At 45.2% G+C, this 23,915-nt stretch carries 20 protein-coding genes and 1 tRNA gene; 15 read left to right on the top strand and 6 right to left on the bottom strand.

Annotated elements, in window-relative coordinates; translation table 11 throughout:
- Positions 1–49: 49 nt before the first annotated feature.
- Complete coding sequence (locus tag ZMTM_RS02255) at positions 50–3,892, bottom strand: DUF3683 domain-containing protein (protein ID WP_221764723.1); 3,843 nt, start codon at positions 3,890–3,892, stop codon at positions 50–52.
- Between the two features lie 282 nt (positions 3,893–4,174).
- Between ZMTM_RS02255 and ZMTM_RS02250 the strand changes: the two genes are divergently transcribed.
- The 8 genes from ZMTM_RS02250 (at position 4,175) to ZMTM_RS02215 (ending at position 9,954) form a co-directional block, all read left to right on the top strand.
- On the top strand, positions 4,175–4,711 hold the full coding sequence (locus ZMTM_RS02250) for a peroxiredoxin family protein (RefSeq protein ID WP_221764722.1): 537 nt from the start codon (positions 4,175–4,177) through the stop codon (positions 4,709–4,711).
- 9 nt (positions 4,712–4,720) lie between these two features.
- Positions 4,721–5,134, top strand: coding sequence for a protoporphyrinogen oxidase HemJ (hemJ, locus tag ZMTM_RS02245; protein ID WP_221764721.1), 414 nt, complete (start codon positions 4,721–4,723; stop codon positions 5,132–5,134).
- An 18-nt stretch (positions 5,135–5,152) separates the two neighbouring features.
- The gene (locus tag ZMTM_RS02240; RefSeq protein WP_221764720.1) at positions 5,153–5,932 is read left to right on the top strand and encodes a hypothetical protein; all 780 of its coding nucleotides are present in this window, start codon (positions 5,153–5,155) and stop codon (positions 5,930–5,932) included.
- Between the two features lie 224 nt (positions 5,933–6,156).
- Positions 6,157–6,720 carry a TetR/AcrR family transcriptional regulator gene (locus ZMTM_RS02235; RefSeq protein WP_221764719.1) on the top strand — a complete coding sequence of 188 codons (564 nt, stop codon included), beginning with the start codon at positions 6,157–6,159 and terminating at the stop codon, positions 6,718–6,720.
- A gap of 64 nt (positions 6,721–6,784) precedes the next feature.
- Positions 6,785–7,726: a carbohydrate kinase family protein gene (locus ZMTM_RS02230; protein WP_221764718.1), complete on the top strand. Its 942-nt coding sequence runs from the start codon at positions 6,785–6,787 to the stop codon at positions 7,724–7,726.
- A gap of 33 nt (positions 7,727–7,759) precedes the next feature.
- On the top strand, positions 7,760–8,212 hold the full coding sequence (locus tag ZMTM_RS02225) for an outer membrane lipoprotein (protein ID WP_221764717.1): 453 nt from the start codon (positions 7,760–7,762) through the stop codon (positions 8,210–8,212).
- 177 nt (positions 8,213–8,389) lie between these two features.
- The gene (locus ZMTM_RS02220; RefSeq protein ID WP_221764716.1) at positions 8,390–9,139 is read left to right on the top strand and encodes a GNAT family N-acetyltransferase; all 750 of its coding nucleotides are present in this window, start codon (positions 8,390–8,392) and stop codon (positions 9,137–9,139) included.
- Positions 9,140–9,156: 17 nt separating this feature from the next.
- Positions 9,157–9,954 carry a lysophospholipid acyltransferase family protein gene (locus tag ZMTM_RS02215; RefSeq protein WP_221764715.1) on the top strand — a complete coding sequence of 266 codons (798 nt, stop codon included), beginning with the start codon at positions 9,157–9,159 and terminating at the stop codon, positions 9,952–9,954.
- Between the two features lie 14 nt (positions 9,955–9,968).
- Here ZMTM_RS02215 and ZMTM_RS02210 read toward each other — a convergent pair whose 3' ends face one another.
- Entirely contained in the window at positions 9,969–10,802 is an 834-nt protein-coding gene (locus ZMTM_RS02210) for a symmetrical bis(5'-nucleosyl)-tetraphosphatase (RefSeq protein ID WP_221764714.1), read from the bottom strand.
- 41 nt (positions 10,803–10,843) lie between these two features.
- Positions 10,844–11,809 (bottom strand): c-type cytochrome, encoded by a 966-nt coding sequence (locus tag ZMTM_RS02205; protein ID WP_221764713.1) that lies wholly within the window; start codon positions 11,807–11,809, stop codon positions 10,844–10,846.
- A gap of 113 nt (positions 11,810–11,922) precedes the next feature.
- Between ZMTM_RS02205 and ZMTM_RS02200 the strand changes: the two genes are divergently transcribed.
- The 3 genes from ZMTM_RS02200 to ZMTM_RS02190 all read left to right on the top strand — a co-directional run bounded on the left by ZMTM_RS02200 (position 11,923) and on the right by ZMTM_RS02190 (position 15,466).
- Positions 11,923–11,999: transfer RNA gene (locus tag ZMTM_RS02200), tRNA-Arg, on the top strand.
- Between the two features lie 146 nt (positions 12,000–12,145).
- The gene (locus ZMTM_RS02195; RefSeq protein WP_225907063.1) at positions 12,146–13,138 is read left to right on the top strand and encodes a nuclease-related domain-containing protein; all 993 of its coding nucleotides are present in this window, start codon (positions 12,146–12,148) and stop codon (positions 13,136–13,138) included.
- A gap of 228 nt (positions 13,139–13,366) precedes the next feature.
- The gene (locus ZMTM_RS02190; protein ID WP_221764712.1) at positions 13,367–15,466 is read left to right on the top strand and encodes an ATP-binding protein; all 2,100 of its coding nucleotides are present in this window, start codon (positions 13,367–13,369) and stop codon (positions 15,464–15,466) included.
- Here the strand turns inward: ZMTM_RS02190 and ZMTM_RS02185 are convergent.
- A complete protein-coding gene (locus tag ZMTM_RS02185) occupies positions 15,452–16,696 on the bottom strand; it encodes a DNA cytosine methyltransferase (protein ID WP_221764711.1) in 1,245 nt (414 codons plus the stop codon). The genes ZMTM_RS02190 and ZMTM_RS02185 overlap by 15 nt on opposite strands.
- 78 nt (positions 16,697–16,774) lie before the next feature.
- Between ZMTM_RS02185 and ZMTM_RS02180 the strand changes: the two genes are divergently transcribed.
- The 4 genes from ZMTM_RS02180 (at position 16,775) to ZMTM_RS02165 (ending at position 22,048) form a co-directional block, all read left to right on the top strand.
- Entirely contained in the window at positions 16,775–17,503 is a 729-nt protein-coding gene (locus ZMTM_RS02180) for a SprT-like domain-containing protein (RefSeq protein WP_221764710.1), read from the top strand.
- A 480-nt stretch (positions 17,504–17,983) separates the two neighbouring features.
- Positions 17,984–18,127, top strand: a complete 144-nt coding sequence (locus ZMTM_RS02175; protein ID WP_221764709.1) for a hypothetical protein — start codon at positions 17,984–17,986, stop codon at positions 18,125–18,127.
- A gap of 76 nt (positions 18,128–18,203) precedes the next feature.
- The gene (locus ZMTM_RS02170) at positions 18,204–20,858 is read left to right on the top strand and encodes a Mu transposase C-terminal domain-containing protein (RefSeq protein ID WP_221764708.1); all 2,655 of its coding nucleotides are present in this window, start codon (positions 18,204–18,206) and stop codon (positions 20,856–20,858) included.
- A gap of 2 nt (positions 20,859–20,860) precedes the next feature.
- Positions 20,861–22,048, top strand: a complete 1,188-nt coding sequence (locus ZMTM_RS02165) for a TniB family NTP-binding protein (RefSeq protein ID WP_221764707.1) — start codon at positions 20,861–20,863, stop codon at positions 22,046–22,048.
- A gap of 58 nt (positions 22,049–22,106) precedes the next feature.
- Here the strand turns inward: ZMTM_RS02165 and ZMTM_RS02160 are convergent, their stop codons facing one another.
- Both ZMTM_RS02160 and ZMTM_RS02155 read right to left on the bottom strand, forming a co-directional pair.
- Positions 22,107–22,970 carry a nucleotidyl transferase AbiEii/AbiGii toxin family protein gene (locus ZMTM_RS02160; protein WP_221764706.1) on the bottom strand — a complete coding sequence of 288 codons (864 nt, stop codon included), beginning with the start codon at positions 22,968–22,970 and terminating at the stop codon, positions 22,107–22,109.
- Entirely contained in the window at positions 22,960–23,883 is a 924-nt protein-coding gene (locus ZMTM_RS02155; protein WP_221764705.1) for a type IV toxin-antitoxin system AbiEi family antitoxin domain-containing protein, read from the bottom strand. The genes ZMTM_RS02160 and ZMTM_RS02155 overlap by 11 nt, the downstream gene beginning before the upstream one ends.
- Positions 23,884–23,915: the final 32 nt, after the last annotated feature.

The raw sequence follows: 23,915 nt of genomic DNA, 5'->3' as shown, positions 1-23,915 counted from the left end.
ACTCCTGAAAGTTGTATTAACTTTCAAAAGGTAACTCAGATAATTGCATTTAGAGCAATACCTTCTCTATCCCACCATTATTCGCCTTCTCCACATAATCCTCCATCCACCCCTCACCCAGCAGATGCTTCGCCATCTCAACCACAATGTAATCCGCCGTGATGCCCGTATCTTCCCCATAACGTGACAACCCTTGCAAGCATGATGGGCAAGAAGTCAGAATCTTCACATCCTGCTCCGGCTTACCTGGTGTGAGGCCAAGCTTGCGCATGCCTTTTTCCAGTTCTTCTTGCTTGCGCATTTTGACTTGGGTGGCAATGTCAGGGCGAGCCACAGCAAAGGTACCAGACTCACCGCAGCAACGATCATTCAGGGCGACATCCTGACCCATCAGGGCGTTCGTCACCTTGAGCGGCGCATAGGTCTTCATAGGGCTATGGCAAGGGTCGTGATACATATAGCGGGTACCTGAGACGCCCTCGAGCTTGAGCCCTTTTTCCATGAGATATTCGTGGATGTCCAGCAGGCGGCAACCTGGGAATATTTTCTCGAACTCGTATTTTTGGAGCTGATCCATACACGTTCCGCACGAGACGATCACGGTCTTGATGTCGAGATAATTTAGCGTATTGGCGATGCGATGGAACTGCACGCGGTTATCGGTGATGATCTCCTGGCCTTTGTCGTGGTTACCGCTGGAAGTCTGCGGATAGCCGCAGCAGAGATAGCCCGGTGGCAAGACGGTAATCGCACCAATCTCATACAGCATGGCTTGCGTTGCCAAGCCCACATTCGAAAACAGGCGCTCAGATCCGCATCCAGGGAAATAGAACACGGCATCTGAATCTTCCGTGGTCTTTTGCGGATTGCGGATCACCGGGATCATGGTGTCATCTTCAACCCCAAGCAAAGCCCGTGAAGTCTTGGTCGGCAGGGCTTTAGGCATAGGTCGATTCAGGAAGTGAATCACCTGCGCTTTGACTTCAGGCTTGCCAACTGTCGCTGGCGGATGCTTTTTGAAGCTGGCGAGCAGGCCTAACTTTTTGGCAATCTGATGCGCGAATCGCTGTGCTTTAAAACCAAACTGCAGCATACCCGTGCGCAGCATCTTGATGGTTGCAGGGTCTTTGGCATTCAGGAATGCCATGGATGCGGCTGTGCCAGGGTTAAAGTGCTTTTTGCCCTGCTCACGCAGGAAGTTGCGCATGGCCACCGACACATCACCGAAATCAATATCCACCGGGCACGGATTCAGGCACTTATGGCAAACCGTGCAATGGTCGGCCACATCGTTGAACTCATCAAAGTGTTTGAGCGAAATACCGCGTCGGGTTTGCTCTTCATAGAGGAAAGCCTCAATCAGCAGCGAAGTACCGAGAATTTTGTTACGCGGTGAATACAGCAGATTGGCACGCGGCACATGGGTCGTGCAAACTGGTTTGCATTTACCACAACGCAGGCAATCGCTGATTGAATCAGCAATCTCGCCTATCGCAGATTGCTCCATGATGATGGATTCGGCTTCCATCAGCGAGAATGAAGGCGTGTAGGCATGGCGTAAATCGCCACCCGCCATCAACTTGCCCTTGTTAAAACGGCCTTCAGGATCAACTTTCTGCTTGTACTTGGCAAATGTCTCAATGGCTTTATCTTCCAGAAACTCCATCTTGGTGATGCCGATACCATGCTCCCCAGAAATCACGCCGCCCAGGCCAACAGCCAGTTTCATGATGCGGGCAACCGCGGTATGCGCAGCCTGCATCATCACATAGTCGTCAGAATTGACGGGGATGTTGGTGTGCACATTGCCATCACCCGCGTGCATGTGCAAAGCAACAAATACGCGGCCTTTAAGCACCTGCTTGTGGATTTCATCGCAACGCTCAAGAATCTTCGTATATTCACGGCCAGTGAAAATCTGGTGCAGCGCTTTCTTGATATCGCGCTTCCATGAGATACGCACCTGATGCGATTGCACGGCGCGGAACACATTTTCAGCAGCCAGATCAGCATACTCAGCACCAATTGAAGCAATAGGTGCATCCAGATTTTCCAGCACGCTGGTCCAGAAGCGGTGCTTTTCGTTCAATAACTCCATCGCCATTTTTTGCTTGTTTAGCAGCATTTCTGGGTCGGCTTGCGTATCGTCGTCTTCCAGCAAGGGCAAATTGCCAGAGATAAACGCATTCAGCGCATCCACCAGCTTGAGTTTGTTATCGATTGAAAGCTCGATATTGATGCGCTCGATCCCGTCTGAGTAATCGCCCAGGCGTGGCAATGGAATCACCACATCCTCGTTAATCTTAAAGGCATTGGTGTGCTTGGCAATCGCGGCTGTGCGGCCACGATCAAGCCAGAATTTTTTGCGCGCTTCAGATGAAACGGCAGTGAACCCTTCTCCACCGCGCGCATTACACAGGCGCACGATCTGCGAGGCGGCATCGCCCACTGCGTTTTCATCATCACTGGCGATGTCGGCGATCAGCACCATCTTTGGGCGCTCTGAACGGTTGGCCTTGGTGGCATAACCAACGGCTTTCACATAGCGTTCATCCATGTGCTCCAGACCCGCAAGAATCACCTTGGGGTTACCATCCAGATAATCTTTCACCTCAACAATTGCAGGTACAGCCAGCGCAACGTGGCCAAAGAACTCTAGACAGACAGTACGCACATGCTTGGGCATGCGATGCAGGATGAAGCGCGCTGACGTAATCAGGCCATCACAACCCTCTTTCTGGATGCCAGGCAAACCAGAAAGGAATTTATCGGTGACGTCTTTACCAAGGCCAACTGTGCGAAAGCTGGGGCCTGGAATCTCAAGGATTTCAGGCTCACCTTGCAAGGTTTTGCCATCTTCTTCGTAACGCGTAATACGGAAACGCGCCATGGCGATATCGTGGATTTTGCCCAAGTTGTGGTCTAGTCGCTCAACTTCAAGCCAAGTGGCATCTGGCGTGACCATTCTCCATGAGGCAAGATTATCCAGAGCCGTGCCCCAGAGCACAGCCTTTTTGCCACCTGCATTCATGGCGACATTACCGCCTATGCATGAAGCATCAGCTGAGGTCGGGTCAACGGCGAATTCAAGACCAGCAGATGTGGCGGCCTCCATCACGCGGCGCGTCACGACACCAGCGCCACAATGGATGGTTGGTACTTTTTTCTCGAGGCCAGGCAAAGCAGTCATTTCCACTTCGCTATATCTGTCCAGCTTCTCGGTATTGATGACGGCTGACAGCTTGGTCAACGGAATCGCACCGCCTGTATATCCAGTACCACCGCCACGCGGGATGATAGTAAGCCCCAACTCGATACAAATGCGCACCAGTGCCGCAATCTCTTGCTCGGTGTCCGGGTTAATCACCACAAATGGGTATTCAACACGCCAGTCGGTAGCGTCGGTCACATGAGACACACGTGCCAGACCATCAAACTGGATATTGTCTTTACGGGTATATTTGCCGAGTTTGGTCAGCGCTTTTTTGCGCAGGTTTTCGGTAAGGCGGAAGTCGTTTTCAAACTCGTTGACGGCCTGACGCGCTGCAATCACCATTTTCAATACTTTGGGGTTGCCGCTGCTACGCTCTTCAATCGCCTTAATGCGGTGGTAAAGCGCATCAATCAACGCTTTGCGGCGTTTTTTGTTCTGCAGCAAATCATCCTGCAAGTAAGGATTGCGGCTCACCACCCACAGATCACCCAGCACCTCAAACAGCATGCGGGCAGAACGGCCTGTTTTACGCTCACCACGTAACTCATTCAACACATGCCAGACTTCTTCGCCGAGGAATCTTATGACGATTTCGCGGTCTGAGAATGAAGTGTAGTTATAAGGTATTTCGCGTAAGCGAGGCGTTGCGGTTTCAAGAGTCATTGGCTGAGCGATCATGAATAGACTGCGGGGCTAAAAGTGTAATTCTATCATGTTGATGAGGCACTAAAAACGCCTTTGCAGATGTGGCTATTGATATGAAGATTTGTAATTTTTATCACAACTTATTTCGTGTGCCAGTAAGAGTTGGCCCAAGAAGCTTAAGTTCTATATTGAAAGCGCATTATTTGCATGACAAAGCCCTTGAAAAGCACCACAATATTTACTTGCCTGATTCATTTGCTTGAGCCGATTTTCAGCCCATTTTAGATTTCTGCCTTTTTTAGAGCCCAGCCTCACATGAATTCAACTACTACAACCTTTAACAGCCGCTTGAAAAAGTTTATCGTGCCTGTTGCGATCATCATATTGATTGGGGCATTGGCTTTTTCTCTCACGCAAAAAGCCAAAATGCCTGACATCAGCTTTACTACGATAGATGGCAAAAAGATGAATACCGCCGCTCTGGATGGCAAAATTGTATTGGTCAATTTCTGGGCAACAGACTGCCCTGGCTGTATTGCCGAGATGCCTGAATTGATCAAAACCCATGAAAAATATCAGGCACAAGGGTTTGAGGTGTTGGCAGTCTCCATGCCTTATGATCCAATCGATCAAGTCAAAAACTACAGCAAGAAAAACAATCTGCCCTTCATCATTACGCATGACGACAGCGGCGCGCTTTCCAGCAAATTTCAAGATGTTCGTGTCACACCGACCAGTTTTATTCTGGATCAGCAAGGGCGTGTCATTAGTAAAATCGTAGGTGAGATTAACTTCGCCGCTTTGCATCAATTACTGGATGCACAATTGGCAAACTCAGCAAAAGGCAGTTAAGGAAAAACAATGCTCTGGATTAAAGCTTGGCACATTATTTTTATGGTGACGTGGTTCGCTGGGCTGTTTTATCTGCCACGCCTGTTTGTTTACCACAGCATGTCTGAAGACGCTGCGAGCATCGCCCGCTTCAAGATTATGGAGCGCAAACTGTTTTTCGGCATCATGACACCGGGCGCTGTGCTGACGATATTTTTCGGCATGTGGCTTTGGCTCGGCTATGGGGCGAGCGGCGCATGGATACATGCCAAAGTGACGCTAGTGGCTTTATTGGTCATCTACCATATCTACTGCGGCAAACTGCTATTGGATTTCAAACATGATCGCAACAAGCATAGCCATGTGTATTACCGCTGGTTTAATGAGATTCCAGTCATAGCATTGATCGCCATTGTGATATTGGTTGTGGTTCAGCCTTTTTAAGCGGATATTTAGAATCAAATGTCGATGATTGATACAAGCTGGTTTTTAAATAAGCTAAAGGCTAATGAAAACAAGCCTGAGCAGAGCTTGCTTGCAGTCTTCGAAGTGCTTTCAGAAATGCAAGCGCAAGCGGATTTTGTTGAAAATTCAGAAGCAGAAAATGCATTATCAGCACGTACTGAGTTATTGGCTTACCTGAATCAACAGGCCAAAAAAGCTGGCTTGCAAGCGCCAGAGTTGTTCGCACAACAGATTTACCACATGGCAAACAACGCGCTCATTCAGCAACAAGCCAACCCAGCCAGTAATGCGCTAGGCCATGCAAAACAGGTAGCATCAGCCTTGATGCAAGTCCAGCGCAAACCTGACTGGCTACAAACCACTCAACATTATTTAAACGTTAAGCCATTTCAATATGGCTTGGCAGCCAGTGTTTTTGTGCTGCTTGGTGCAGGTGTTTTACTTGGATACCAGGCAAAACACGCTAATGCGGCCAACCAGATAGTCGCGATAACAGAAGCTCAGGCAGGCACGACACAAAACGCAAACATCGATACAAGCATGGCCAGCCCGGGCGATACCGCAGAAATGTATTCAGCAATAGAAAAAATGCGCGATGGCCGCTGTCGTTACATTGAAGCGCTGCAACTGCCAACAGCACAGCAAGAGGTTTACCTGCAAAACGTGATTGCTGGGCAAGTATCTAATAAAGCCAGCGACCAGAAAACAGCACGCGAACTGATGGGTAAAGTGGATTGCGACTACACGCCTATGCTAATGAAAAACTCCAGGGGCTAAAGCAGACAAACAAGCCTTCCGTAGCAACTTGAAGCCACGCTCTGCTGTAAAAATCAAAAAAAATACAGTGATGTATATTTTCAATCATCAAACTACGCAATCAAGCCCACCAAACAAGCCGACCAGAGCATAGCTTAATGATCACCATATACCCTGTTGTATATTGACGATTGATTGATATACAATCAGATAGTTTGTTGATAACAGTTTGGAGAAGTCGAGCTATGTCTGCACTAAGAGCTAAAATATTGCATGTGGCTACGGAGCTTTTTCAAACCCGAGGCATCAACTCTACGGGCGTGGACATGATCGTGGCCGTGGCTGGTACAACCAAAATGACGCTGTACAAATACTTCCACAGCAAAGAAGAGCTGATTCTGGAAGTATTGCAAAAAGGCCATCACGATTTTCAAAGCTGGCTCACTGAAAAGCTGGATGCGTCTTCCAAAAAGCCGCATGAAAAACTGCAAAAACTGTTCGATCTCATCGAAGAATGGATGACCGCACCTGATTTTCGTGGCATGGCATTTATCAAGGCATCGGCTGAATTCCCTAATGAAGAAAACCCGATCCATCGCTTGTCAGCCGAGCAGTCACGCCAGTTCAAGCAGTATCTTTCTGATCTAGCAGCTGAGGCTGGCGTTAAAGATGCCGAAGGTCTCTCTCTGCAATTATCACTGCTGATTGAAGGTGCGATGCAGGCAGAGCAAATGAAACGTGGCTCTGGTGCGATTAAATACGCCAAAAAAGCCGCCAAACAATTGATTGATATCAGCCTGAAAGCTTAATTTTCGCTTGCGACAGTGCGCGGGGCTTAGGATAATAAGTGGTTTACCCACTTAAGAAATCCTCATGCATACGCTCATCTCTGGCTCACTCGCTTACGACACCATTATGGTCTTCCCTGACCATTTCAAAAACCACATCCTACCCGACAAAATCCACATGCTGAATGTTGCATTTCTGGTACCAGAAATGCGGCGTGAATTTGGCGGTACGGCTGGCAATATCGCTTACAACCTGCAGTTATTGGGTGGTAACCCCTTGATCATGGCCACGGTCGGCGTTGATTTTGCCAGTTATCGCACTTGGCTGGATAGCAATGAAATCAAGCAGACTCACATCAAACCCATCAGCAATAGCTTTACCGCACAAGCGTTCATCACCACGGATATGAGTGATAACCAGATCACCGCGTTTCACCCAGGCGCCATGAATCACTCGCATGAAAATAGCGTGAACCATACTAAAGATGTCAGCGTGGCGATTATCGCCCCAGATGGCCGTGACGGCATGTTCCAGCATGCGCGTGAATGCCATGAAGCAGGCATCCCCTATTTGTTTGACCCAGGCCAAGGCTTGCCGATGTTCAATGGTGAAGAGCTGCTGTACTTTATTGAGATGGCTGACTACGTTGCCGTCAACGATTACGAAGGGCAACTTTTACAAGAGAAAACGGGTCTATCACTGGAAGACATCGCGTTAAAAGTAAAAGCCCTCATCGTGACCAAAGGCGCTGATGGCTCTGTGATTATGGTCGATGGTCAACGCATAGAAATACCCTGCGTTAAAGCTACTGAGATACTGGACCCCACTGGCTGTGGCGATGCCTACCGCGCAGGTTTGTTGTATGGCATCAACCAAGGTTGGGGCTGGAAAGAATCTGGTCAACTGGCTGCGGTAATGGGTGCAATCAAAATCGCTAGCCGTGGCGGACAGAATCATAAGCCGAGCAAGTCTGCGATTGCAGATTTATACCAAGATGCGTTTGGTAGTAGTATTCAACTGAATTGAGTTTAAGAAGATTAATTAACGAAGGAGTGCAATATGCGTAGCGTAAAAATATTAGCCGTTTTAATGATTTCAGTATTATTGGCTGCTTGTGCCAGCTCAAACTCAGGCGACGTATACAGCCGGGATGAAGCACGTAAAGTGCAAACGATCAAAATGGGTGTGGTTGAAAGCGTGCGTCAGGTAAAACTTGAAGGCACAAAATCTCCAGTAGGTACTGTAGGCGGCGCAGTTGTTGGTGGTGTCGCCGGTAGCACTATCGGCGGCGGCAAAGGTTCAGCCATTGCGGCGGTAATTGGTGCAATTGCTGGCGGTGTTGCAGGTAGCGCGCTTGAAGAAGGCGTAACGCGCAAAAATGGCCTGGAGATTACCGTTAAACTGGATAGCGGCGCCTTGGTTGCCATTGTGCAAGAAGCCGATGAAGCGTTTCAACCTGGCGAAAGAGTACGCCTGGTTGAAAGCGGCAGCACCACTCGCGTTAGCCACTAAACCAGATTTATGTGTAACTAAGTTTAGATTTCACAATAAGCGCTGGATGAGCAAGACTCATCCAGCGCTTTATTTTTTAATGTCACCTGATTCACACAACCTTAAATATTCAGTCACCGTTCTGTCATCTAAAATTCGTAAATTCCTAATTGTTTAAAACCAATTAAGGGATGACAAATGCTCGAAAAGCACTCTGGACGAGTCTTACAGCAAGAACCTCAGAATTTAACCGTCAGCTTTGCCCGTAATGCTTCTGACATCGAAGAAGCACAGCGCTTACGGTATAAAATATTTGCCGAAGAAATGGGCGCCAACCTAGCCAGTAAAGATGGTTTAGACCGTGATGGCTTTGATGACTTCTGCGAACATTTGCTGGTGCGTGATAACAATACTGGCAAGGTAGTAGGCACTTACCGCATCCTTAGCCCAATGATGGTCAGTGAAGCTGGTGGTTATTATTCAGCTGGCGAATTTGACCTTAGCCGCTTGAGCCACTTGTCAGATCGTACCGTTGAAGTCGGCCGTGCTTGCGTACATCCTGATTTCAGAAGTGGTGCCACCATCACCATGCTGTGGGCTGGGTTAGCTAAATACATGCAAGCCAATCGTTATGAATTCATGATCGGTTGCGGCAGTGTTGGTATGGCAGACGGCGGCCATGTTGCAGCAAGCTTGTATCACAAGCTGCAAAATGACTACCTATCGCCGCCTGAGTACCGCGTATTCCCACGCTGCCCGTTACCGATGGAAACCCTGAAAAAAGACATTGAAGTTCAAACCCCGGCACTCATCAAAGGCTATTTGCGTTTAGGTGCTTATATATGCGGCGAGCCAGCATGGGACCCTGATTTTAATACCGCAGACATGCTAGTTATGCTACCTTTATCAAGAATTAACAGACGTTACGCCGCGCATTTCTTCAAGTAATATGATTACTGGCTAATATGTCTTCAATCACTTTAGGTAGTTTTGCACCCACCATTTTGCCGCAACACTCTTCACTCGTCACGCGCATCTACCGCAGCATTCGCCTCATCATCCACACCCTGTACGGTGTGGTGGTGGCGAGTACTGTCTTGCCTAGAGTAAGTGCCAGAAACCGTGAATTGATCATCAGCCGCTGGTCGCGCAAATTACTGGGTGTACTCAATATCAAGATTGTCGTCACGGGCAAAGTGCCTGCCAATGACGTGACCAATGTGATGTTTATCGCTAACCATATCTCATGGGTTGATATTCACGCGTTAAACAGCGTGCGTACCGTACGTTTCGTTGCCAAATCAGAGATCAGGCACTGGCCTTTAATCGGCTGGTTTGCAATGAAGGTGAATACTTTATTCACTGAACGTGAACGCAAACAAGATGCTGGGCGCATGGTCAAGGTAGCAACGGAAAGCCTTAAATCAAATGATTGCCTGTGTTACTTCCCTGAAGGCACGACCACGGATGGTACTGAAATCAAGCCATTCAAAAGCAGCCTGATTCAAGCAGCGATCAATGCGAATTCACAAGTATGGCCATTTGCCATTAGCTATCCTTTGCCTGACGGCAAACCAAATCTTGAAATGGCGTACTGGGGAGACATCAGTTTTTTTGAATCAATGAAAATGATCATCGCGCAACGCACGCCAGTGGTCGTGATGGATTTTCTGACGCCGATCAATCCACAAGAGCATGACCGCAGAGATTTAGCCAATCTCACGCGCCAGGAAATTGCCGAAAAACTTAACTTAGCCGCTTAGTTTAATCTGGCTACTTAGTCTGGTGTAATAAGCTGCGGTGCGTCTTCCAGACTGCAAGGCACCTGAAATAAGGCGCGATCTTCAAGCCTTAGCGCTGTGAGCTGCCCACCCCACAAGCAACCTGTATCCAACGCAAAAAGCTTGTCACGCTGCTGCAAACCCAGTGCTGACCAATGACCAAAGATGATTGTTGCGTCTTTAGATTGGCGGCCTGCAATATCAAACCAGGGTTGGTAGCCTTGGGGAATATCAGATAATTCGCCTTTGAACTTGAAATCCATCTCACCAGCATCATTACAAATTCGTAAACGCGTAAACGCGTTGGTGATGACGCGCAAGCGATCCATTCCCTCAAGCTCATCACTCCAGGTGGCTGGTTGGTTGCCATACATCTGGGCGAGAAAGTCACGATAATCATCACTGCATAATGCCTGTGATACTTCAGCGGCAAGGCTGGTTGCAGCCTGAATAGTCCATTGTGGTAACAGGCCAGCATGCACCATCACATATTCGCCGCCATCATGTATCAATGGCTGGCAGCGCAACCAGCCAAGCAGCACATCTCTGTCAGGCGCATCCAGTATGGCTTGCAGGGTATCGCCTCGGTGTGCCTTGGCAAAACCTTCAGCCACCGTGATCGCATGCAAATCATGATTACCGAGCACCAAGTTGATTACAGCCCTATGTTGGTAAACCCAGCGCAAGACTTCAAGCGAACCTGCACCGCGATTGACGATATCGCCCACTAGCCAGAGGCGGTCTCTACTTGGATTGAATTGAATTTCAGACAGCAGATGCTGAAAAGAAAAATGGCAACCTTGAATATCGCCAATTGCGTAGGTTGCCATCAGTTACGCCCGATCAGAAAATCGTGCTGTGAGTAGAATCATTACTTGAAATTTGCACCACCGTTATTGGCCATATAAGCCACAGCGCCAGCGACTTCAGTATCGCTTAACGCTGGATTACCGCCTTTGGCTGGCATCATACGTATGCCTTTAAGTGCATGCTGCACCAAGGTGTCATAGCCCTGCGCAATGCGTGGAGCCCAGGCATCTTTATCACCAAACTTTGGGGCGCCCATCAAACCTACAGAATGGCACATGGTACATACACTGTTATATACCTGCTCACCGCTCTTACCAGCAGGTGCGGCTTCTTTAGTGGCAACTACTTCAGATGCCGCAGGAGGCGCTGCAGGTTTTTCTGTAGCTTCAGGTTTAGCGGCAGGTGCTGCTGCAACCTTTTTCGGCTCTGCTGGAGTAGCAGGCTTTGCTTGCGCTACAGGGGCTTCAGCCACAGGCGCTGGAGTTGCAGCGGCGGCTGGTGCAGAAGCACCACCAACTGCCCCACCAGCTTCAGGCGCTTTGAAGCTCGCGCCACCTTTATTTGCCATATAAGCGACCGCGTTAGCAATTTCATTATCTGTTAAATCTGGGTTACCACCACGTGCGGGCATTTGGCGAATACCATTGATCGCATGCGAAATCAGTGTTTCATAACCCTGCTTGATACGTGGACCCCAAGCAGCAGCATCGCCAATCTTAGGTGAGCCTAAAGCGCCAACGGCATGACAGGCAGAACAGACTGCGCCAACAACGGCCTCGCCTGTTTTATCAACGTGTGGACCTGACTCCACTACTGCCAGATCAATCGTGGCTACAGGCTTGATGCGCTCTGCAACCAAAGCGCTTTCTATAGCCGGATCAGCATCAGGAATATGCGATGCCTGAATCCCCATCAATAATTTAACAACCAGAAAAATAACCAACAGAGGCGGGATTAATCCACCTAATGTTGCAAGGATGACTTGCTTCGCTGTGGTTTTGGGGAAATCGTGATCTGAATCGCTCATGACCGTTAAATCCTAAAAGCGTAGGTAAAGATGTTGATTATACTGATAAGCGGCGCGGCTTAAAAGGACAAGCTAGTACCCATTTGCTATAATCGTGCTTCCACGCCACACACGCGCCCGTAGCTCAGTTGGATAGAGTGTTGGTTTCCGAAGCCAAAGGTCACAGGTTCGACTCCTGTCGGGCGCGCCACAGAATTTTACTTCGCAAGACGTATTTGTCAGAGGAAGCATAACTATGTCCCAAAGACAGTTATATGCTTCCGATTTGCTACAGCAATTTTATGCTTCCGATTATCGCATCTTAAAATTGTCACGTTTTTAATATCAACTCTGTACTTGAAAATCACTCTTACAGAAGTGGTATATTTTGCTCTATCAGCATTTTTGTTGCATGCTTCCCTCTATGTGAATATTAGAAATTTTGCGATGTTGATTAGCCTAATTCCCTTGCTTTGCCTTGTGCCAATGATTGCTATTGTCTATGGACTGGTATTCTTTAAGAAACGTAATGTAGCAAAACGACGCAATCCAATCACAAGGGACTTGTTAAGAAGCCCTGGTGAATCCCTTCGCATCGAATTAGATGATGTGTCCGTTGATTTGATGTTAAATATGGCTGTGACACCGCTTATCCCCTTAATTCTTTATAGCGGATACTTAAGTAATGTCGTGTTCGGTAACATCAAATGGGGCGATTTATTTTCCATCGTTTTTTATACGTTAGTCGGATTAGGCGCCACTTTGTATTCGGGCCGCAAAATGTATCAACTAGCAAACAAGAAGAACAAGCTCTCATTAGGACTCGATGCTGAATTAGCGGTTGCCCAGGAGTTGAATTTGCTAGCACATCATAGTTATTGGGTGTTTCACGACATCCCTGCCGAAGGTTTTAATATTGACCATGTGCTGGTTGGCCCTTCAGGTATATATGCTATTGAAACGAAAGGCCGGGCCAAACCAATAATGAAAGATGGTAAAGCCGACTGGAACGTCAATTATGATGGCAAAACATTGAATTTTCCTGGGTGGCAAGAAACCAAGCCTATCGAGCAGGCACAGCGCCAAGCCAAATGGCTACAGCAATATCTGTCGGGTGCTGTTGGGGAAAGTGTTAGTGTAATTCCCGGGCTTGCTTTACCTGGTTGGTTTATCAAACGTACGGGGCGCAATGGCATAACTGTGTTTAATGGCAAGAACGCGGCTCAAATACTATTTAAAACTAACAGCAATCTGTTACCAGATAAGCTCATTAAGCAAATTGCCCATCAACTAGATCATCGCTGTCGTACAGTAAAGCCCCTCGCCCTTAGTCCCACTGCAAAGCAATAAGTGATAATAGTATCGCTCCGTTATTAGTATTTCCTGACACGCTTACAGAAAAGGGCAGCACCATGACTAGATTAAAGAAGAGTGATCTAAAAAATTCTCATACTTCTATATTTATACCCATCTTTAAACCCAAAGGTTATTATTCGATTCACTACATTATCTCCAATAAAATAATTACATAATGTATTTAACAATTTAAATCTTCGGAAGAACTTTAAAGGGGAAGATATGAGTAATACAAATGAGTCAGCAAGTAGCCAACAACCCAAATATGTCCTCCGCTTCTCACATAATATAATTGAGCATTTAGGATTAAAACTTTATCAAAACAAACCTACGAATGTTATAGCTGAATTAGTTTCGAACTCATGGGATGCGGATGCAAACAATATCTGGATAAATCTTATTACAAACACCGATGGAAGCCCAAAAAGTATTATTGTTGCTGATGATGGAAGGGGAATGGATCAAACGGCTCTCGTTCAAAAATATCTAGTTGTAGGAAAAGCAAAAAGAGCTAAAGGGAACCCTAACGAAACTAGTATCGATGGCCGTATGCTAATGGGCAGAAAAGGGATTGGCAAACTCGCACCATTTGGTGTTGCTCAAATTGTTGAACTAATTACAGTACAAAATAATAAAGCGACATGGCTTAAATTTGATTACCAAAAAATGACGGCTGCTGATCATGAAGGCGCTTCTTTAGCTGAATATGAACCAGAGGTTATTGCGGATAACAAAGAAATTGCAAGTCTTTTATCAGAAGCATCCTTAGCTGAGATAATTAAACCGTTACTTAATAATATTGCGGGCACAGGGCGCGGCACTATCATATGGGCTCACCATTTAACACTGAGACGACCTATCTCACCAAGTGCAATGCTGGAGTCTTTAGGTCGCAGGTTTACAGTTACATTAGCAAGACCTGACTTTAAAGTTAAAGTGAATGACACTGAAGTCACTGAAAAACATGTATTTCCTGAATGGGAAATTCGCATACCTGATTCGGGCTCCCTCAAGGCTACTGTTGAAACACCAATAGGCAATAAAGAAATAAGCTATTGGGTTGGATTTGTTAAAGAAGCTACCTGGTCTCATGATCAAGCAGGCGTCGGTATTTATGCTCATGGAAAAATTGCTCAAGATCGTCCATTTTTCTTTGGTAACAAGGGCAACGAAATCTTCACGCGCTACCTCTATGCGGTTGTTGAAGCCGATTGGATTGATGAACTTGAAAATGATGCGATCTCAACAGATCGCACATCAATAGACTGGGACAACGACGACTTTACTAAACTACATGAATGGGGAAGCCTAAATATTCGGGGGTGGATTCAGGTATATACGGCTCACCGAAAGGCCGTAGCTAAAACTGAAAATATTGAAATAGTTACACAGGTCTTAAAGAAAAATGAAAATTTAGGATTAAGGGAGTCTGAGAAAGACCATCTCGCTGACTTACTTGCTGAAGTTACTCCAAGATTGGGAAAAGAAGAAGCTAACAAAGAAAAGTTAGTGGAAGCCACCGTTAAAGCTTGGGTACATGAACCTGCTCGAAAACTAATAAAAAAACTTTGGGAAGAAGCTGCTGAATTTGATGCAGATAAATTCTCTATTATTGTTGGTAAGTTATCTGAACAATTAATACCTGAAAGTCTATCGCTTGCGGTAGTATTTTCGCAGAGAGTTTATGCTTTAACTCAACTACACAATCATATTATGTTAGGCAAGGAGACCCAACTTCAAGCTTTGATTGAGCAATTTCCATGGATTCTTAAAAATGATTATGAAAAATATATTCCTCGTAATTCTCTAAAAACAATATGTGACGAAGCAGAGGCATCTGGGATATTTCCTCGTCGGACTACTCATCCATTAGATGGCGCTGCGACACAACCTGATTTTGTATTTTTTGAAGATGCAAATCAAAACAATATGGTTATAGTAGAACTTAAAGGGCCTGAAATCACAGCATCTTATGGGCAAGATGAACAATTGAATTCTTATGTACGATATCTTCAATCAAGATTCCCAGGTTCAAATGTAAATGGGATTTTAGTTTCTGGAAACTTTGATGAGGTACTTTACAAAACAGCGAGTGTTGCAGTTGAATATGTACGTTGGGAAGATGTGTTAAAAAGATCTCGTCGTGACCATATGGAGCTGTTAGCAGCACTCTTAGCAGGATCTGAGACAGACAAGCAAGATGCAAGAGTGCAGCAAATATGTCAACTAGGCGGGAAACCAGTAGAAGAATTCCTTATTGCGATGAGTCAACACACACCGCAATTGGCACTAATTATGGATAAACTGTCACCTCAGAAGTGAGGATAGCGCACATCCGAAGCGGTAAGTAACTAATGGCGGAACAGCTTCCCCTATCATTTCCCTGAATAAACTACCTTTTTTATGGTTTAACTCGGCAGGCCATTTGAACGAATATGGAATGGTCTGCAACTTGGCACACTCGCGCACACTTAGAACGCGATTTTCTACTGGATGTAGTTTTAAATCACTGCTGAACGCACCGCTCGCTGTTGTAATAGTCGGTGCAATTTCGTTTGGCAACATACGTTTATAACTAGTAGTAAAGCCTTTTATGGCACGCGGGCCTTTTGTATCAAAAATATGTGGTCGGTTAATCATTACGGCTCCACATTTCTCGCATTGAATACTTCCGAAAGGAGCCGAATCGTCATTACATACATGGCATGGGTTATGCCATGCACTTTTTCCGCTGTTTGGAGGTATCGCTTTTATCCAATTGTAATGGAAGCTGGAATGTGTCGGTACTTGGTGTAAAAAATCGCTATTTGAAAGAGACTTCGTCTCAGTTTCTGAGTCTAATGGCTCTGAGTCTGCTAATGCTTGCAGTATATTAGAGGGGGGATTAGTTGGATAATTTGGCCATGATTCTGGCTTTAACAAATCTGGGAAACTCCCACTTTCATTCGCAACATCCTTTCTCACAAAAATTGCCAATGACCTTTTTCTTCTTTGTGGTACCCCTAATGTTGAAAAACATAAAACATTAGCCCATTGTTGATAGTCGCTAAGTGATGCAGAGATAAAGTCATGAACAGATCCAGTTACACTTCCATTACTACTTTTTACTTTCCTACTTAAAAAATTTGGCACATTTTCAAATAACACTACTTTTGGTTTCAAACCTCGTATTACATACAAAGCCTCAAAAAATAAATGATTGCGTGCATCACGTGAGGCATGTTCAGGATCTTCTCTAGAGCCTCGCTTTGCATTAGCAGTCGAAAAGCTTTGGCAAGGGGGCGTCGCCACCACAAGATCAATGTCTTGACCTTCAAGCTCTTGAATTAGAGTATCTTTTTCCGAGCGAATATTTCCCCACATTCTCGCTTTTATATTGAATTTATGCACGGCTGCACGATTTGGATCAATTTCTACAGCTGCCAAGCAGTTCCCCCCAGCAAGCTTTAATCCATAATCACCCAATCCTGCGCCTGAGAATAAACTCACATAATTAAACTGATTATTGCCTGCTAGCCTCCGCGGATTCTTAATAAACCTTTTAAAGTTCACTGGCGATTTCCCTTAAACAATCAAAATAATTCATTTATAGTTTGACATAAAAATGTTTCGTACGATACATTTTTAAATATGAACTTACCAAATCCTACAATTGAGTTTTATGAACAATTGCAGCTTGCATATTCATTTTTTAATGAGCGTTTATTTGCTAACCAGCTCTCCAATTGCATCATAACAATACAAAGAGAGAAAAATACCATGGGGTTTTTCTCTCCTACTCGCTGGCGAAATTTAAAGGGGAATCATGCACATGAAATTTCTTTAAATCCCACTTATTTTCTAAGTAAAAATCTGATTGAAATTTTCCAGACCTTAGTGCATGAACAGTGTCATTTGTGGCAATTTGAACATGGCCAGCCAAGTCGATTCGGTTATCACAATCAAGAATGGGCCAGAAAAATGAAGTCTGTTGGCTTAATACCTAGTGACACCGGCCAACCTAATGGAAATGTAGTTGGCCAAAAAATGGCCGACTACCCAGAAAAAAATGGAATATTTATGAGTGCATGCTTAGAACTTATAGATACTGGGTATTTAATTAACTGGATAGATCGGCAGCCCGCCAAGAAATTAGATGAGGGATTTATAGCACGTACTTACATAGCAACAACTTCCGAAGAATTTCTCTACACACCTTTATCAAAGATATTTACTAATTTTGAGTACCAAATTAAACCAAAGAAAAGTAAGGTGAAATATCACTGCATACAATGTGGAATGAATGTGTGGGGAAAATCAGGCTTAAATATTCAATGCATTGATTGCAAAGTTATCCTTCTTTACTGCATCTCAGATTAAATTAATCATTCGTTATTAGGTTCCACTTTAGAACATCATAAATGTCACTGTGCTATCAAGGCTTATTATCACAGAATCCAATTCCCGCAACTCTTGTTTTATCATCATAAAATCACTAGCGAATTCCGCATCAATATCTAAATAAGTTTAGAAAAATAGCAAAAAAAATAATTTTCTGCCCAGTCCTGATTTAAGTAGGATCTCTCGCAACTTTTTGTTCTATTTTGCAACTACCAGTTACAAATCAATAACTTACAAATAATATTCCTTGCATAAATTCTAATTTTGGCCTACTAATATATGGTTTCGCCCAAACTTGCGCGATCAAAAACCTGTGCTAATTTGGATTTTATGTCACCAGACAGTAAATAATTTTGTCTGGCGTACATGAAGAGACGGGAGCCGTAAGGCTGCCATTTTTATGAAAGGGATGAGCTAGGTAAATACAGAGTATGAGGTAACAGTCTTGCGGGACTGAAAATGCAATCGCCCCAAGTTTTGCGAGAACTCAAGGCGATGGGTGTCTTGATAGAACAAGTACGACACCATTCTACTGCAGCAGTGCTAAGTGTCAATAGCCTGCAATACCAGTACAGCATTCTATATCCCGAACCCATTGAGTGATGCTCAGCGGGATAGGCCGCTTCACGCCCATATTTCCAAGCGATTCCTGAAACCACTACGCACAGGAATACAAAAAATGTTAAATCAATCGGAATTAGAAGCTTATTTTGAAAACGAACACTTATCGGAGGAAGCTAGGCTAGTCATCGCCAATGTCCGCCAGTCGGACCCTTCACGGAGGACTTCAAGTGGCCCCAGAAGCACTGCCATTCGACACCCAAGCAAAAAAATGGGCGTCATCATCCAGGCGGAAAGCAGTAGCGGTGAATTGGCTGCCGTCTATCTGTGGGATCATGATCTGGAAACCCACGAATTTTATGATCAGCCGCCTAGGATCAAACTAGAGTATCGCAGGGTCAGCGACAACCGGCTGATCTCTTCACTTCACACCCCTGATTACTTCATTCTGGCTGATGGCTATACCGGCTGGATAGAGTGCAAATCTGAAGAGCATTTAATCAGACTGGCCGAAAGCCATCCTGAACGGTATACCAAGGATGAGCAGGGAAACTGGCGCTGCCCACCTGGTGAAGCCTACGCATCATCGCTTGGACTTGGTTACAAATTGCGATCATCGGAAGAAAATGATTGGACGCTATTACGCAATCTGATATTCCTATCAGACTACATGGACGCAGATTGCCCTCGCCCAACAGAGTTGCAACAAAATATTGCACAAGCACTTTTTAAGCAAAAACCATGGATGCTTTTGCTTGACCTTTTGCATGCCGATAAGCAGTTGAATGCAGATGCGATCTACAAACTGATTGTCGATGGTGATCTGCATTTTCCGATGTATTCAGGGCCGATTTCAGGACCTGAATATGCCATGGTGTACCGTGATGATATCTCTGCTGAGTTTTACAAAAAGGAGTCAACGAGCGTATCCGCATTCAATGGCGTAAATTTGACCAGCATCATCGACCTTACCCCAGGGCAAAAATTAGTCTGGGATGGCTCACCCTGGAAGATCGAGAATGTTGGCAAAAAGAGTCTCTTTCTCAGGAACCATGATGGTCATGGCAGTGATCTGAGCCTGATTGATTTCGACAACTATTTCAGGGAGGGCAAGATCACTGGCTTACCGACAGATCTGCAACAGGAAATGCAGGATCGGACTTACGAGAAAATCTGCCAGGCTGGCCCTGAAACAATGAAAGTCGCCTTACATCGTTTCCAATATATTGATGCAGATAGTGCTGATAGTAACTGCCCCATATCGAAACGATCTCTAAAAGATTATCGACGGAAATTTCGCCAGGCAGAATTTCTTTATGGTAACGGACTCATTGGTCTGTTTCCTGAGATTCATAAACGTGGCAACCGAAACCGCAAGATTGATGACACAGTGCTCGAACTCATCCAAGCGGTGATTGATGAGAAGTATCTTGTAGCGACCAAACCTAAACTGAATGGTGTCTATGGTGAACTCAGAAATCGTTGTAAGGATAGTGGTTTTCTACCCCCAAGCATCAAGGCTTTAAGTGCCGAGATCAGGAAAAGAAGCCCTTACGATGTCGTGCTTGCCAGATCGGGTAAGCGTGCAGCCTATGTGCATGAAGAATTCTACTGGCGACTCAGTATGGAGATCCCACGGCATGGTGAACGCCCATTCGATATTGCCCATATCGATCACACCCAGGTCGACATCCAGCTGACAGATCGACTAACAGGTCTCACCTATGAACGGCCATGGCTCAGCATCATGCTCGATGCCTATACCAGAAAAGTCCTTGCCTTCTGGATCAGCTTTGATGAGCCCAGTTATCGCAGCTGCATGATGGTGATCAAGAATTGTGTACGTGAACATGGCCGAGTGCCCAGAGTGATTGTCGTCGATGGTGGATCCGAGTTCGATGGGGAATACTTCGAGACTTTAGTCGCTTACTTAAAAATCCAGAAAAAATCACGTGCCAAGTCCAAAGCCCGATATGGCTCAGTGATGGAACGGTTCTTTGGTACGACCAATGACCAGTTAATTCATAATTTAGCGGGCAATACCCAGGCAACCCGAACTGCACGCCTATGCACAGCAACCCATGACCCGCGCGTCCATAGTGTTTGGACACTAGAGAGCTTCACTGATCTTTTTGCAAAATGGATCCAAGACGTTTATGAGAGCAATCCGCACAAAACACTGGGCATCAGCCCAGCGGATGCGTTTGCGATTGGACTCCTGGACAGCGGTGCCCGTGAACACAAACGCATCAGCTATAGCGAAGGATTCAAACTGCTATGCATGCCGACCACACGCAAGAAAACAGTGAAGATCGACATTGTCAAAGGCGTCACAGTCAACTACCTGACTTATTGGTGTGCAGAATTCCGTGATCCACAGTTGCAGGGGAAAGATGTCCCCGTGCGCTATGACCCGGATGATGCTTCAGTAGTTTATCTATATATCAATGGTCGTTGGATGGAGTGCATATCACCATTAGCCGCTATTTTCAGCAGACGTTCAGTCAAACAGATCGACCTCATCACCAAACAGATGCGATCAAAAGACAGAATGATGGGCCGGAAGCAATCTATTACAGCAGAACGCATCGCCCATTTCATCCAATACGCTGAGGCAGAAGGCAAGGCACAGCGACAGATGTGGCGAGATCAGGAACAGCTTGGAGCGAATCCATCTGAGCCAATATTAGTTGGTGATGACAGTGAAGGTACAGTCATTGAGAACGAAGTCGAAGCTGATGCGGCTGATCTGCAAGTGTATGAGGATTTCTGATCATGCAAAACATCCCTGAACATCAAGGTTTCCCAAGAGAGCTTTTACAGAACACAGTTGAAGCCAGGCAAGCGTATTTCTTCGATAAAACCATCGGTCATCCTAGGCTCACAAAAGCCAGGGACGATATCCTGACGCTGATAGAGCAGGCATCGGGTCCTGACATCATTATTGTCACTGGCCCCACTGGGGTGGGTAAAACCACCCTTGCTGGCAAGATAGAAAACAATATCCTGGAGCACTATAGTGACCGCATGGCCACAGATAGGTCATTCATGCCTGTGATAAAAGTTGATGCCGTGCCCCCTGATGAAAAACATAAGTTCGACTGGAAGGATTTTCATACGCGATTGCTTCAGCAGTTCAATGAACCGTGCATTGCGCAGAAGCAACTCTTTCAGGATTACATCTATATGGAACAGCCTATTTCGCAACATTATGCGATGAATACTCCTGCTGCTCTCAAACGCGCTTCTGAAAAAACCATGAGGATGCGCCAGACCAGTGTGATGATCATTGATGAAGCAAACCATATGCTGTTGCTCGACAGCAGGTATCTCAGGCAACAATTCGAGACTATCAAATCCCTGTCTCAGCACTGCAATACAACCATCATCCTGATTGGTACATATGATTTGCTGCAAATATTGCAGCAGAGCGCTCAGCTTGTTCGACGTAGCCGTGTCGTTCATATGTCTCGCTACAATGACTATATTGCTGATGATAAAAAAGCCTTTAGAAGCGCTCTCAATACATTTCGCCTGCATATGCCATTCGAAGTCACGCCTGACATCATGGTGCATTTCGATAAGTTCTATCTACGGTCTGCAGGCTGCATCGGAATACTCAAGAAATGGCTCGATATCGCAGTGCAGTATGGGCTGGAGTCCGGTAAGAATACGCTTTCCTGGGAGGATATTGAACCACATGCGCTACCTAATAAGGATGTTAAAACCATCCTGGAAGAAGCGACCAATGGTGAGACTAAACTTAAGGATATCAGTACAGCCGACCTCCGGAAACTCCTGAAAGATCACCACAAGATCCAGACTGGCCAATCTACTGAATCATCCGAAACCGAAAGCAAATCAACCAAAGCAGCTTCCGGTAAAGGTGTACAGAAGCAGGTTGGGAAACGTAATCCTAAACGTGACCCGGTAGGAGGTATGCAAAGTGGACTAGGATTCTAAGATGTATATTGAAACTGAGAGCAGACGAATAGCTACGTCTGCTCTCAGTCATAGGCAATTATGAATACCAAGGTAATGACTTATAGAAACTCATGACTTTTTCATATGCCAAATCAAACTCAACTAAAGTTCCCTCCTCGACTTCTGCCGCCAAAAGCTCATAAGCTTCATGAGTCCTTGTACGAATTACTTCGCCATTCATTGAGTTTTGCGAAATTTCCAATTCTTTAGATTTACAAGACTCTTGTAAGGCGGAAAGTATCTCCGACCTCAAAGGATTTAATTGCTCTGGAATTTGGTTAATTAACAAATGTAAGTCGTATAAATCTTGCCTTCGATATCTATTTCGAACTTCTTGTTGTAATAACGCGCGGAATTTTTCTGCAACAAGATCAATGAGACTATACCTTAATAGGGTTTTCCCTTCCGCGATTTGGAACTCTTCAACAGATTTTGTTGTTTCATTAAAACTAAAATCTATTTCAACAACTGTTGGTACTTGTCCTTCTAATAATCGACGATGCTGCCTTGTATCATGATTATATGCATAACCTATTTTCAAATTTAAAACTGGAAATGTTGGATTAAGAAGGTTGCGGGGTTTTAACTCACTGCTTTGGATTCGGCAATCTAAGCCATAATCCATGTCTTGGACGGTATCCTGTATAGCGGATTCCAATTCGGCCAAGAGCTTTCCCTCATCTCCAGCTTCATATTTTACGGTTTGTGAGAAATCTATGTCTTTTGTATAACGTGAGCTATCGTAACAAAGGGCCATTAAAATTCCCCCTTTTAGCATCATTTGGTTTTTCAAGCTGTCACATTTTTCCACTGAAATAAGTACGATATGAATGGCCTGCCGGAGTGGCTGCCATTTAGTATCTCCCCCATCTTTTACCCACTTCTCCCAATTAATCTGCATTAGATATTACTGATGGAAGATTTAATGAGAGAGCCCAGCGTTCAGAAAAAAATGAGCTATATTCGTTGTTAGGGTCCAATTTTCTGGAACCTCCTCTTTGAACACTTCCCTGCCATGCATCGATTCGTGGATTGCTTATACCGACCTGATCTTCCAGAATATATCCAGCACGTACCTTTTCTATATCCTTCCCGTGTAAATCAAGCTCATCTAAAATTAAACGGAGATACTGTTTTGAGTGTTCTTTATATACATCTATCACATGCTGAATTCCACCGCAAAGCTCTGGTTCTCTGAGCATATCCAAGAAAGTCCTCCCAATAGTGGATACCCGCAAAGAGCGACCATGTACTATCTTATATGCCCCCATATGGGAATTGTTTTTATACTCCACAAGCTTTCCTGAAATTTTCTTCGGATGAGGGCGCGTTAACAGAGGAAAGCGCTGTTCAATATAAATATTCAGATTTTCCTTTAAATCTTTATGCATCTGCTCCATAGCATAACCCCTCCAATTCGAAGGTGGGGGAGTAGAAACAAAGACTATTCTAGGTAAACGGTCTGTTATGCCATGGTACTCCATGGCACTTAGATGAGAGATATAACAAAAAGGATCTATTGAGCAAATGACCTCATCTGCATCGACTTCAGGCTTCCCTAATATCTTAAAAAAGTTACCTGGCAAGCCAGAAACTTTCGAAAGCACTCCTGTACCTAGCATGCTGTTTAAAACATTATTGTATTGAGTCTTTTCGGGAATATTCTTCTTAAGACTTAGTTTCTCTTCACCAATGGAGTTGGTGAGATAGGCGTCAAAAATAAGACGCCCAAGCTGGTAAGACGTGATGACTGGCTGAGGTAGTCTAGCGAGCTCATTGGCCAACGCTTTTAAGAGAGATGGTTTTATTTGCATAGGGATTAACGTATAATAAACGTCCTGAGGAC

Source organism: Methyloradius palustris, from assembly GCF_019703875.1.
GTDB classification, from domain to species: Bacteria; Pseudomonadota; Gammaproteobacteria; order Burkholderiales; family Methylophilaceae; genus Methyloradius; species Methyloradius palustris.
This window is presented reverse-complemented; position numbering and strand designations above follow the sequence as displayed.